Source organism: Streptomyces sp. P5F9 (genome assembly GCF_057961495.1).
Window position 1 is genome coordinate 1 of the sequence record NZ_JBXVPZ010000285.1, and the last position, 12,736, is coordinate 12,736.

Annotated in this window: 9 protein-coding genes; 2 read left to right on the forward strand and 7 right to left on the reverse strand. The window is 69.6% G+C overall.

Annotated elements, in window-relative coordinates:
• Nucleotides 1-222 (reverse strand): TetR/AcrR family transcriptional regulator (locus AC31A1_RS33985; protein WP_489656998.1); only part of this gene is annotated, 222 nt, incomplete at its 3' end.
• Nucleotides 223-320: 98 nt separating this feature from the next.
• Here AC31A1_RS33985 and AC31A1_RS33990 point away from each other — a divergent pair.
• On the forward strand, nt 321-1,862 hold the full coding sequence (locus AC31A1_RS33990) for an MFS transporter (protein WP_489656999.1): 1,542 nt from the start codon (nt 321-323) through the stop codon (nt 1,860-1,862).
• A gap of 123 nt (nt 1,863-1,985) precedes the next feature.
• Here the strand turns inward: AC31A1_RS33990 and serA are convergent, their stop codons facing one another.
• The 6 genes from serA to AC31A1_RS34020 all read right to left on the reverse strand — a co-directional run bounded on the left by serA (nt 1,986) and on the right by AC31A1_RS34020 (nt 12,096).
• A complete protein-coding gene (serA, locus tag AC31A1_RS33995; protein ID WP_489657000.1) occupies nt 1,986-3,575 on the reverse strand; it encodes a phosphoglycerate dehydrogenase in 1,590 nt (529 codons plus the stop codon).
• A gap of 230 nt (nt 3,576-3,805) precedes the next feature.
• Nucleotides 3,806-4,804: a ketol-acid reductoisomerase gene (ilvC, locus tag AC31A1_RS34000; RefSeq protein WP_019058578.1), complete on the reverse strand. Its 999-nt coding sequence runs from the start codon at nt 4,802-4,804 to the stop codon at nt 3,806-3,808.
• A gap of 141 nt (nt 4,805-4,945) precedes the next feature.
• Complete coding sequence (gene ilvN, locus AC31A1_RS34005; RefSeq protein WP_033282732.1) at nt 4,946-5,473, reverse strand: acetolactate synthase small subunit; 528 nt, start codon at nt 5,471-5,473, stop codon at nt 4,946-4,948.
• A 20-nt stretch (nt 5,474-5,493) separates the two neighbouring features.
• Nucleotides 5,494-7,347: an acetolactate synthase large subunit gene (locus AC31A1_RS34010; protein ID WP_489657001.1), complete on the reverse strand. Its 1,854-nt coding sequence runs from the start codon at nt 7,345-7,347 to the stop codon at nt 5,494-5,496.
• Nucleotides 7,348-7,693: 346 nt separating this feature from the next.
• Nucleotides 7,694-10,687, reverse strand: coding sequence for a putative bifunctional diguanylate cyclase/phosphodiesterase (locus AC31A1_RS34015; protein WP_489657002.1), 2,994 nt, complete (start codon nt 10,685-10,687; stop codon nt 7,694-7,696).
• A 446-nt stretch (nt 10,688-11,133) separates the two neighbouring features.
• Nucleotides 11,134-12,096 (reverse strand): 2-hydroxyacid dehydrogenase, encoded by a 963-nt coding sequence (locus AC31A1_RS34020; RefSeq protein WP_489657003.1) that lies wholly within the window; start codon nt 12,094-12,096, stop codon nt 11,134-11,136.
• A gap of 76 nt (nt 12,097-12,172) precedes the next feature.
• Here AC31A1_RS34020 and AC31A1_RS34025 point away from each other — a divergent pair.
• Nucleotides 12,173-12,736: aldo/keto reductase (locus AC31A1_RS34025; protein ID WP_489657004.1), on the forward strand; the 564-nt coding region annotated here is incomplete at its 3' end.

Genomic DNA, 12,736 nt, shown 5'->3' on the forward strand with positions numbered 1-12,736 from the left:
CCCCAGCTCCGCACCCCCGCCCCCCTCGAAGGCATCGGACGCCTGCTCCACCAGCGCGAGATACGCCTGCGCGAGCAGCGCGTCCTTCGAGCCGTAGTGGTAGCCGATGGACGCGAGGTTCGTCCCCGACTCCTTGACGATGTCGCGCGCCGTCGTGCGCGCGAACCCCTTCTCCAGCAGGCAGCGCTTCGCGCCTTCGAGCAGATCCTCACGGTGTCCCATGCCGCACACCGTACCGCCCATTCCATACAACCGTCCTAGACGCATGACCTATACAAACGTTCTAGACAAGCGTTTAAGACGCGCGTACATTCACTGCCATGACGAACTCGACGAGCTCGACGAACCCCGCGAACGCCCCCAACTCCCGTGCCGGACGCAGGGAATGGACCGCACTCGGCGTCCTGATGCTGCCGCTCCTGCTGGTCTCGATGGACGTCTCCGTCCTCTACTTCGCCATCCCGGCGATCAGCGCGGACCTGGAGCCCAGCGGCACCCAGCAGCTGTGGATCTTCGACATCTACGCCTTCGTCCTGGCCGGACTGCTGATGACGATGGGCTCGGTCGGCGACCGCATCGGCCGCCGTCGGCTCCTGCTGATCGGCGCCGCCGCCTTCGGCACCGCCTCCGTCATCGCGGCCTACGCGACCAGCGCCGAGACCCTCATCGCCGCCCGCGCGGTCCTCGGCATCGGCGGCGCCACCCTGATGCCCTCGACGATGGCGCTGCTGCGCACGATGTTCACCGACCCCGGCCAGCGCGCGAAGGCGATCGGTCTGTGGTCCGGCGTGATGACCGCCGGTGTCGCGCTCGGCTCGGTGATGAGCGGTGTCCTCGTCCAGTACTTCTGGTGGGGCTCGGTCTTCCTGGTCAACCTCCCCGCGATGGCGCTGCTGCTCCTGATCGGCCCGTTCCTGCTCCCCGAGTCGAAGAACCCCGCCCCCGGCCGCTTCGACTGGCCGAGCGTCCCCCTGTCGATGGCCGGCGTCCTGCCCGTGATCTACGGCCTCAAGGAGATCCCCTCCGAGGGCTGGCACGTCCAGTACGCCGTCTCGATCACCGTGGGCCTGCTCTTCGCGGCCCTGTTCGTGCACCGCCAGCGCACCACCGCCTCCCCGATGATCGACCCCACCCTCTTCCGCGCCCGGGGCTTCACCCCCTCCGTGGTCCTCAACCTCCTCTGCGCCTTCGGGATGCTGGGCTCGGCCTTCTTCACCACGCAGTACCTGCAGTCGGTGCTCGGCAAGAGCGCGATGGAGGCGGCCCTGTGGGCCCTGCTCCCCTCGGTACCGATCGGCATGGCGGCCCCGCTCGCAACCACCCTCGTCCAGAAGGGAGTTGACCGCGCCTACGTAGTCACCGCCGGTTTCGCGATCGCCGCCTGCGGCTACGGCATGCTCGCCCTCACCGGCACCGACTCCCTCTGGCTGGTCCTGGCCGCCGCCGGTGTCCTCGCCTCCGGGATCGTCATGGTGATGTCCCAGATCATGGACCTCGCGATGGGCAGCGCCCCGGTGGAGAAGGCGGGCGTCGCCTCCTCCCTGATGGAAACGGGCGCGGAGTTCGGCGGCGCCCTCGGCATGGCCGTCCTCGGCTCCATCGGTACGGCGATCTACCGCCACGACATCCCCACCTCGGCCCCCGCCCCGGCCCACGAAACCCTCGGCGGCGCCCTGGCCGTCGCCAGCCGGCTGCCGGGGCGCACGGGAGACGCCCTGATCGCAACTGCCCGCGAGGCCTTCACCGACGGCATGCACGGCGCGGCGATCGCCGGGGCGGTGCTGCTCCTGGGGGCGGCGTTCGCGGCGGCACGGACCCTGCGGGGCCTGGCGGTACCGGAACAGGAGAAGGTCTCGGCTTGAGAGGACACACGGGCACAAAAAACGCCGGACGGGCTGGTTGTCCAGCCCGTCCGGCGTTTGAGGACGAGGCCCCTTCAGGGCCGATGGGGGTCTGGGGGCGGAGCCCCCAGCACCACCTCAGCCTCAGACCAGGTTCACCGAGCGGGAGGACGTCGCCCCGATCTCCTCGGCAACCTCCGCCAGCACATTCGCGGCAACCGTGTCATCGACCGTCAGCACGGCCAGCGCCTCGCCCCCGGCCACCGACCGCGACACCTGCATACCCGCGATGTTGATCCCGGCCTCACCGAAGACACGGCCGACCGTGCCGACGACCCCGGGCCGGTCCTCGTACCGCAGCACCACCATGTGGTCGGCGAGCGCGAGGTCGACGTCGTAGTCGCCGACCGCGACGATCTTCTGGAGGTTCTTGGGGCCGGCGAGCGTGCCGGAGACCGAGACCTCCTCGCCGCTGCCGAGCGTGCCCCGCACGGTGACGACGTTGCGGTGGTCGGCGGACTCGGAGCTGGTCGTCAGCCGTACCTCGACCCCCCGCTCCTGCGCGAACAGCGGAGCGTTGACGTACGACACGGTCTCGGCGACGACGTCCTCGAACACGCCCTTGAGCGCGGAGAGTTCGAGCACCTTGACGTCGTGCTGGGTGATCTCGCCGTAGACCTCGACGTCGAGGCGGACCGCGACCTCGCCCGCGAGGGCGGTGAAGATGCGGCCGAGCTTCTCGGCGAGGGGCAGGCCCGGCTTGACGTCCTCGGCGATGACGCCGCCCTGGACGTTCACCGCGTCGGGAACGAGTTCACCGGCGAGCGCGAGGCGCACCGACTTGGCGACCGAGACGCCGGCCTTCTCCTGCGCCTCGTCCGTGGAGGCGCCGAGATGCGGGGTGGAGACGACCTGGTCGAACTCGAACAGCGGGGAGTCCGTGCAGGGCTCCTTCGCGTACACGTCGAGCCCGGCGCCGGCGACGCGGCCCTCCTTGAGCGCGGAGTACAGCGCCTCCTCGTCGACGATCCCGCCGCGCGCGGCGTTGACGATGCGCACGGTCGGCTTGACCTTGCGCAGCGCCTCGTCGCCGATCAGACCGACCGTCTCGGGGGTCTTGGGCAGGTGCACGGTGATGAAGTCGGAGACTTCGAGCAGCTCGTCCAGCGAGAGGATCTTGACGCCCATCTGCGCGGCCCGCGCGGGCTGGATGTAGGGGTCGTAGGCGACGACCTTCATGCCGAACGCGGACATGCGCTGCGCCACGAGGGCACCGATGCGTCCCAGACCCACGACACCGAGGGTCTTCTCGGCGAGTTCGACGCCCGTGTACTTGCTGCGCTTCCACTCGCCGTTCTTCAGTGCGGCGTTGGCCTGCGGGATGTGGCGTGCGGTCGCCAGCAGCAGACCGCAGGCCAGCTCGGCGGCGGTGACGATGTTCGAGGTGGGGGCGTTGACGACCATCACGCCGGCCTTGGTGGCGGCGGAGACGTCCACGTTGTCGAGGCCGACGCCGGCTCGTGCGACGACCTTCAGCTTCCGTGCGGCGGCGACCGCTTCGGCGTCGACCTTGGTGGCCGAGCGGATCAGGATCGCGTCCACGTCGGCGATCGCGGGGAGCAGCTCGCCCCGGTCGGCGCCGTTGCAGTGCCGGATCTCGAAGTCCGGGCCGAGGGCGTCCACCGTCGCGGGCGACAGCTCTTCAGCGATGAGTACGACAGGTTTCGAGCTCACGTGAGTCCTCACAAGTCCATTGCGTGCGGACGGCCGTCCCGACGGCCGCAGGCGGTGGAGGGGCTAGCCGCGGAGACGCACGACGCTGTGGGCCTGACGCGTATTAGTACGGCAGTGTAGTGGCGCTCCGACAGTCGTCTTACGCCTCTGCGGAAGGATCACCCGTCCGAGGCTGGACGGGTTGGACAAAGGGGCCGGAGCACTCGCTCCGGCCCCTCGGCCCTTCAGGCTTACGCCTCTTCGTCGACCCAGCTCATCAGCTTGCGGAGCTGCTTGCCGGTGCTCTCCAGCAGGGAGTCGGCGTCCTTCTGCTTGTACTCGTTGTACTTCTTCAGGCCACCGTGGTACTCGGCCATCCACTCACGGGCGAAGGTGCCGTCCTGGATCTCGGCGAGGACCTGCTTCATCGTGGCCTTGGTCTCGTCCGTGATGATGCGCGGGCCGGTGACGTAGTCGCCCCACTCGGCGGTCTCGGAGATGGACCAGCGCATCTTCTCCAGGCCGCCCTCGTACATGAGGTCGACGATGAGCTTCAGCTCGTGCAGGCACTCGAAGTACGCGATCTCGGGCTGGTAGCCGGCCTCGGTCAGCGTCTCGAAACCGGCCTTGACCAGCGCGGCCGTACCACCGCAGAGCACGGCCTGCTCACCGAACAGGTCGGTCTCGGTCTCCTCGGTGAAGGTCGTCTTGATGACGCCGGCGCGGGTGCCGCCGATGCCCTTCGCGTACGACAGCGCGAGCGCGAAGCCGTTGCCGGTCGCGTCCTGCTCGACGGCCGCGATACACGGAACGCCGCGGCCCTCCTCGTACTGGCGGCGCACGAGGTGGCCCGGGCCCTTGGGGGCGACCATGCAGACGTCGACGCCGGCCGGGGGCTTGATGAAGTCGAAGCGGATGTTCAGGCCGTGGCCGAAGAACAGCGCGTCGCCGTCCTTGAGGTTGTCCTTGATGGACTCCTCGTAGACCTGGGCCTGGATCGGGTCCGGCACGAGGATCATGATGACGTCGGCCTCGGCGGCGGCCTCGGACGGGGTCACCACGCGCAGGCCCTGCTCCTCGGCCTTCGCCTTGGACTTGGAGCCCTCGTGCAGACCGACGCGCACGTCGACGCCGGAGTCACGGAGCGACAGCGCGTGGGCGTGGCCCTGGCTGCCGTAGCCGATGACCGCGACCTTGCGGCCCTGGATGATGGACAGGTCGGCGTCGGCGTCGTAGAACAGCTCGGCCACTTTGGGTTCTCTCCTTGGTGTGCAGGTGTTGCGTCCCACCGTATGACGGCGGCGGGAGGGGAAGTCTCCGGGTCTCGGAATGCGGGCGGCCGGCTGCTGTCGGCCGCCCGTTTCCGGTCGTAGATGAATCTTCTACGAGGGTTACGCGGACCGGTCGAGCGCGCGCAGCGAGCGGTCGGTGATGGAGCGGGCGCCGCGGCCGATCGCGATCGTGCCGGACTGGACCAGCTCCTTGATGCCGTACGGCTCCAGCATCTTGAGCATGGCGGACAGCTTGTCGCTGGAGCCGGTGGCCTCGATGGTGACGGCCTCCGGGGAGACGTCGACCGTCTTGGCGCGGAAGAGCTGGACGATCTCGACGATCTGGGAGCGCGTCTCGTTGTCGGCGCGCACCTTCACCAGAACGAGTTCGCGCTGAACGGCCGATCCGGCTTCCAGCTCGACGATCTTCAGCACGTTGACGAGCTTGTTGAGCTGCTTGGTGACCTGTTCGAGCGGGAGTGCCTCGATCACGTTCACCACGATCGTGATGCGGGAGATGTCGGGGTGTTCGGTGACACCGACGGCGAGGGAGTCGATGTTGAAGCCGCGCCGGGAGAACAGGGCGGTGATCCGGGCGAGGACACCTGGCTTGTTCTCCACCAGGACGGAGAGCGTGTGCTTGGACATTTCTCTTTCGTCTCTCTCGCTCAGTCGTCTTCGTTGTCGCCGAAGTCGGGGCGGACGTCCCGGGCGAACATGACCTCGTCGTTCGAGGTGCCGGCGGCGACCATCGGCCACACCATGGCGTCCTCGTGGACGATGAAGTCGATCACGACGGGGCGGTCGTTGATCGAGTTCGCCTCCTCGATGACCTTGTCGAGGTCGTCGGGGGACTCGCAGCGGATCGCGTAACAGCCCATCGCCTCCGACAACTTGACGAAGTCGGGGATGCGGGTGCCCGCGCTCGGCTGCTTGCCGTCCGCCTCCGGGCCGCTGTGCAGCACGGTGTTGGAGTAGCGCTGGTTGTAGAACAGGGTCTGCCACTGGCGGACCATGCCGAGGGCGCCGTTGTTGATGATGGCGACCTTGATCGGGATGTTGTTCAGGGCGCAGGTGGTGAGTTCCTGGTTGGTCATCTGGAAGCAGCCGTCGCCGTCGATCGCCCAGACCGTCTGGTCCGGCGCTCCGGCCTTGGCGCCCATCGCGGCCGGGACCGCGTAGCCCATCGTCCCGGCGCCGCCGGAGTTGAGCCAGGTCGCCGGCTTCTCGTACTGGATGTAGTGCGCGGCCCACATCTGGTGCTGGCCGACGCCCGCCGCGAAGATGGTGTTCTCCGGGGCGAGTTGGCCGATGCGCTCGATGACCTGCTGCGGGGAGAGCGAGCCGTTGTCGGGCTGCTCGTAGCCGAGCGGGTACGTCTCGCGCCAGCGGTTGAGGTCCTTCCACCAGGCGCTGTAGTCGCCGGTGTGGCCCTCGCTGTGCTCCTTCTGCACGGCCTGCACGAGGTCGGCGATGACCTCGCGGGCGTCTCCGACGATCGGCACGTCGGCGGCGCGGTTCTTGCCGATCTCCGCCGGGTCGATGTCGGCGTGGACGATCTTCGCGTACGGGGCGAAGCTGTCCAGCTTGCCGGTGACGCGGTCGTCGAAGCGGGCTCCGAGGGCGACGATCAGGTCGGCCTTCTGCAGCGCGGTGACGGCGGTGACCGCACCGTGCATGCCCGGCATTCCCACGTGCAGCTCGTGACTGTCGGGGAATGCGCCAAGCGCCATCAGGGTGGTGGTGACGGGCGCTCCGGTGAGTTCTGCGAGGACCTTCAGCTCGGCGGTGGCGTGGGCCTTGAGGACGCCGCCGCCGACGTAGAGGACGGGCCGCTTCGCGGCGGTGATCAGCTTGGCGGCCTCGCGGATCTGCTTGGCGTGCGGCTTGGTCACCGGGCGGTAGCCGGGCAGGTCCATGACCGGCGGCCAGGAGAAGGTGGTCTTCGCCTGGAGGGCGTCCTTCGCGATGTCGACCAGCACCGGGCCTGGGCGGCCGGTGGAGGCGATGTGGAAGGCCTGCGCGATGACGCGCGGGATGTCCTCGGCCTGGGTGACCAGGAAGTTGTGCTTGGTGACCGGCATCGTGATGCCGACGATGTCCGCCTCCTGGAAGGCGTCCGTACCGATCGCCTTGGACGCGACCTGCCCGGTGATCGCCACGAGCGGCACCGAGTCCATGTGCGCGTCGGCGATCGGGGTCACCAGGTTGGTGGCGCCGGGCCCGGAGGTCGCCATGCAGACGCCGACCTTGCCGGTGGCCTGCGCGTAACCGGTGGCCGCGTGGCCCGCGCCCTGCTCGTGGCGGACCAGGACGTGACGCACCCGCGTCGAGTCCATCAGCGGGTCGTACGCCGGAAGGATCGCACCGCCGGGGATGCCGAATACCGTGTCGGCCCCGACTTCCTCAAGAGAGCGGATGAGGGACTGCGCGCCCGTGACGTGCTCGGGGGCGGACTGCTGTCCTCCGGATCGGGGCCGCGGCTGCGGATGGGCCCCGGTGGCCTGCTCGGTCATCGTCATTCTCTTCTCGATGCTGAGGGTTTTTGCGAGGTTTGTGCGGGGTTCTACTGCTGCACGACTGGATCCTGTGCAACAAAAAACCCCTCGTGCCGTGAGGCAAGCGAGGGGAGCGCGCCGGGTGCGGTCGCTGGGAGTTCCGGGTCCGTCCGGACGTCACCAGCTTCAGCCGACGCGCTTTCCAAGTACGAGAATTCGGGTGCGCATGGCATTGACCCTCCCCCCGGCACGCATCCACTGTCAAGTGGGTGGGACGGGAGTCTCATTATGTGAGCGGAGGGCCGTTCCGCCGCCGAAAACCGCGGGCACACCACTGGTGTACACCCCCAGGCCCCTTTTCATTGCCCGTTCACCTCCGGGGCGCCACAGTCGGTGTCGAGGGCACGACCGTGCTCAGCCCTTCGGGCCTCCGCGTGCTCGCACCGTCGGCGCCGACGCGCCCCTGCAGTTCTCTCGCGGCCCCCGCGAACGCGGGCTCGGCCGGGCCGTGCGGCACCGGATAGTGGCCGCGCGACAGGGCCCGGCGCAGCCGGTACTCGTCCAGCGGCGCGGAGAAGGCCATGCCCTGTCCGTGCGTGCAGCCCATCGCGCGCAGGGCGACGACCTGTTCCGGCAGATCGACGCCGTCGGCGACGGACTGCAGCCCGAGATCGCAGGCGATCCGCAGCAGCCCGCTGGTGATCTTGTGCAGCCGCGCGGACTCGACGACGCCCTCGACCAGACTGCGGTCCAGTTTCAGTACGTCGACGGGCAGCCGCCGCAGCGTCGTGATGGCCGCGTAGCCGCTGCCGAAGCCGTCGAGGGCGATCCGGACGCCGAGGCGCCGCAGCGCGGTCAGACGGCGCTCCAGCTCGTCCAGGGAGATCCTCGGGTCGGTGTCGGACAGCTCGATCACCAGCGAACCGGACGGCAGCCCGTGCCGGGTCAGCAGGGCCTCGATCGAGCCGAGCGGCATCGACTTGTCCAGCAGCCGCCGGGCACTTATCCGCACGGCGACGGACACGGCGAGCCCGGTCGCCGTGCGCTCGGCAGCCTGTTCTACGGCCTCCTCCAGCATCCAGCGCCCCAGTTCGGCGGTCTTGTCGCTGTCCTCGGCCACCCGCAGGAACTCGGCCGGCGTGAACAGGACTCCTTGCGAGGACCGCCAGCGCGCCTGTGTGGAGACCGACGCGATCCGGCCGTCCACCAGCGACACCACGGGCTGGTGCAGCAGCGCGAACTCGCCGTCGTGCAGCGCCGCCCGCAGCCGCGTGGCCAGCTCCGCCTTCCGTACGACGTCCTGCTGCATCTGCGGTGCGTACAGCTCGACGCGGCCCTTGCCGGCGCCCTTGGCGCGGTACATCGCGAGGTCCGCGTTGCGCAGCAACTCCCCGGCGCCCAGGCCCGGTTCGGCGAAGGCGACGCCGATGGAGGCGGCGACCCGGACATCGTTGCCGTCGATGAGGTACGGCTGGGACAGGGTGATTCTCAGCCGGTCGGCGAGCTCCATGATGTGCCGCTCGCGGGCGGTGCGGTCCCGGGTGCCGTCGCCGACGATCAGGGCCGCGAACTCGTCGCCGCCGAGCCGGGACGCGGTGTCGCCGTGCCGGACCGCGCCGTCCAGTCTGCGGGCGGCCTGGATGAGGAGTTCGTCCCCGGCCTGGTGGCCGATGGTGTCGTTGACGGCCTTGAAGCCGTCGAGGTCGATGAAGAGGACGGCCGTGCCGCGGTCGGTGGAGCGGCGGCCGGAGAGGGCCTGCTGGACGCGTTTGGTGAACAGCGCGCGGTTGGGCAGGTCGGTGAGCGGATCGTGCTCGGCGTTGTGCTGCAACTGCGCCTGGAGGCGCACCCGTTCGGTCACGTCCCGGCTGTTGAAGATGAGGCCGCCGTGGTGGCGGTTGACCGTCGACTCGACGTTGAGCCAGCCGTCGTCGCCGGAGCGGAAGCGGCACTCGATGCGGGTCGTGGACTCCTCGTAGGGGTTCGCGGTGAGGAAGCGGCGCACTTCGTGCACCACACAGCCGAGGTCCTCCGGGTGGATGAGCGAGGCCAGTTCGGTCCCGACCAGCTCCTCCGCGGCCTTGCCGTAGACACCCGCGGCGGCCGGGGAGACGTAGCGGAGGATGCCGTTCGGGGCGGCGATCATGATGACGTCGCTGGAGCCCTGCACCAGGGAGCGGAAGTGGTTCTCCTTCTGCGCCAGCTCCTGGGTGAGGGTGATGTTGTCGATGAGCATGATGCCCTGGCGCACCACGAGGGCGAGGACCACGCAGCCCGCGGTGATGAGCACCACGCGGTCGGGGCTGCGGCCGTTGAGCACGTTGTAGAGAATCCCCAACGTGCAGACGGCGGCGGCGAGATACGGGGTGAGCGCTGCCAGCGAACCCGCGATGGGCCGGGTGGCCGGATACCGCCCCTGGTCGGCGCCGTGCGCGGAGGCCTGCGGCGGGATGCCGGTGCGCTGTCCTGGCCGGTGTTCGTGCACCACGCGCGTGTGCCCGTCGTCCTCGGGCTGGGTGTGCCGGGGCGCGGCCCAGGGGGCGTACGCGAGGAGCAGCGAGCCGGCGAACCAGCCCGCGTCGAGCAACTGGCCCGAGTGGTAGTTGTTGTGGAGCAGCGGCGAGGTGAACAGGGCGTCGCACATCACGGTCAGGGCCAGCGCGCCGATCGCGGTGTTCACGGCGGTGCGGTTGACCGAGGAGCGCCGGAAGTGCAGCGCGAGCACCATGCTGACCAGCGCGATGTCGAGCAGCGGGTACGCCAGCGACAGCGCGGTGTGGGCCACGCTCGGCCCGTCGAACTTGGCGGCCTGGGCCAGCGCGAGGCTCCAGGACAGCGTGAGCAGCGAGCCGCCGATCAGCCAGGCGTCCAGCGCCAGACAGATCCAACCGGCCTTGGTGACAGGCCGTTTGGCGAGCACGAGGAGTCCGACGATGGCGGGCGGCGCGAAGCACAGGAAGAACAGGTCGGCGAAGCTGGGGCTGGGGACGGTCCGCTCCAGCACGACCTCGTACCACCCCCAGACTCCGTTGCCCAGTGCCGCCATCGCCGAGGAGAGCGAGAACAGCAGCCAGGCGGGCCGAAAGCGGATACGGCGGCTGCGCGCGTAGAGGAAGCACGAGACGGCGGCGGTACCGGCCGCCGCGCTGAGCCCGAAGTCACCCATGATCAGGGCGACTTCGCGGGAACCCCAGTCGAGCGCGGAACCGACGGCGTATCCCGCGCACACCAGGGCCAGGACGAGTTGCTGGACCAGGCTCCACGTGCCGCCGGCCGCCGGCGGTCGTGGCTGCCGCACCCCGGGTGAAGTCCGGTCCCGGAGCGCCCCATTGAGGGTGGTCGTCGGAGACGGTGGCGAACTCACCGGGCCCTCCCGGTCCGCGTCGCTCCCGGGTCCCGCGGGCCCCGGTGCGCCGGATGAGCGTGCCTGCGGCGGCTGTTGGGCCTGCGGTGGTGATGGCTGTGGCTGCCGTGATGTCCGCCGCGGCCGCCATGACCGTCGTGACCGCAGTGGCCGGCGTGATGGCCGCGGCTGCGCGCGGCGGTGCGCCAGGGTCGCCGTCGGCGGCCCCGCCGCGTCGGATCGCTCGTCCATAGGCCGTGCATCGCCCGTCGCCCCCCTCACAGTCTGAAATGTCCATCCCCGGCGCCGAACGGTGCGCGGCGCAGCCCCTGCCGGGACGATACACCAGTCTCGTCACTCAGGGACATAGTTCCTCTACGCTCCGTAACGACCAGCGGAGATGCGTGCACACCCCGCTTCCGAAAGGTTGCGGAGGGTGCCGGAAGCGGATTACCGCCCTGTCGTTGCTAGTTCCCCGCTTCGCCTGTCGTAAGGATCACGTTGCGCAGCGGCTGCCGGTTCACGAATCGTCCCAACTGGTCGACAACCAGACGCTTCGCGCGCGGCAGGAACGCGGAGGTGGGCCCGCCGACATGGGGACTGATCAGCACGCCGGGCGCGTGCCACAACGGGTGCCCCTGGGGCAGCGGTTCGGGATCCGTCACGTCCAACGCCGCGGTGATACGGCCGGTTTCCAGCTCCGCGAGCAGCGCCTTGGTGTCGACGACGGGACCGCGGGCCACGTTGACCAGCAGCGCCCCGTCCTTCATCCGGGCCAGGAACTCGGCGTCGACCAGGTGACGGGTGCTCTCGTTCAGGGGCGTGGACAGGATGACGACGTCCGCTTCCGGGAGCAGGGCGGGCAGTTCGGCGAGTGGATGCACCGGCCCGCGCGCGGTGGCACGCGCGGAGCGCGCCACCCGCGCCACCCGCGCGAGCTCGAAGGGAGTGAGCCGGTCCTCGATGGCGGACCCGATCGCCCCGTAGCCGACGATGAGGACGGACCGGTCGGCGAGCGCCGGGTGGAAGTCCCCCTGCCAGTGCTCCTGTTGCTGCGCCCGCACGAACCCCGGGATACCGCGCAACGAGGCGAGCGTCAGGGCCAGCGCGAGCTCGGCGGTGCTCGCCTCGTGCACTCCGCGCGCGTTGCACAGCCGCACCCCCGGGGCGATCGACGAGAGGCTCGCGGTCATGTCGTCGATGCCGGCGGTGAGCGTCTGGATGACCTGCAGATTCCGCATCTGCTCCAGCGGCCGCGTCTTCACGGGCTGACGCTTCATGTACGGCACTACGTATAGGACGCAGTCGGCGGGATCACCGGGGAACGCCTGCCCGCCGTCCTCACCCCCGTCCCAGAACAGGTAGTTGGGCCCCTCGGGGAGCCCTTCGATCTCCTCCGGCGGGATGGGCAGCCACACGTCAACAGTCATGGTCAGGAGGCTATGTCAGGGCCACGCGCGCGTAGAGGTTAGGTTGGGGTGCGAGAAGAAGGAAGGTCACGAGCAGGTGGAGCGCAGGACGATCGGCGCGGGGGCGCTCGCGATGGGGGCCGTCGGACTCGGCTGCATGCCGATGCACTGGGCCTACAGCGGGTCGCGGCGGCGGGGCGACGAGTCGGTCAGGGCCGTGCACCGGGCGCTCGACCTGGGGGTGACACTGCTGGACACCGCCGACATGTACGGCCCGTTCACCAACGAGCTGTTGCTGGGGCGGGTGTTGAAGGAGCGGCGCGCGGACGCGTTCGTGTCGACCAAGGTCGGCCTGCTGGTCGGCGAACAGCACATCGTGGCCAACGGCCGCCCCGGCTACGTGAAACGCGCGTGCGACGCGTCGCTGCGCCGCCTCCAGACGGACGTGATCGACCTCTACCAACTCCACCGCGCCGACCCTGAGGTCCCCGTCGAGGAGACCTGGGGCGCGATGGCGGACCTCGTACAGGCCGGAAAAGTACGGGCGTTGGGCATGTGCGCGGTAGGCGCCCGCTCCGCCCGCCGCCCCGGGGCACGCCTCCATGACGGAACGATCCGCCAACTCCAGCGCGTACAACAGGTGTTCCCCGTAACGGCGGTG

Bases quoted from the DNA above. Each gene is read 5' to 3' on its own strand.
- AC31A1_RS34020 (WP_489657003.1), bottom strand. From the start codon at position 12,096: ATGACTGTTGACGTGTGGCTGCCCATCCCGCCGGAGGAGATCGAAGGG.
- AC31A1_RS33990 (WP_489656999.1), top strand. From the start codon at position 321: ATGACGAACTCGACGAGCTCGACGAACCCCGCGAACGCCCCCAACTCC.
- AC31A1_RS34010 (WP_489657001.1), bottom strand. From the start codon at position 7,347: ATGACGATGACCGAGCAGGCCACCGGGGCCCATCCGCAGCCGCGGCCC.
- ilvN (WP_033282732.1), bottom strand. From the start codon at position 5,473: ATGTCCAAGCACACGCTCTCCGTCCTGGTGGAGAACAAGCCAGGTGTC.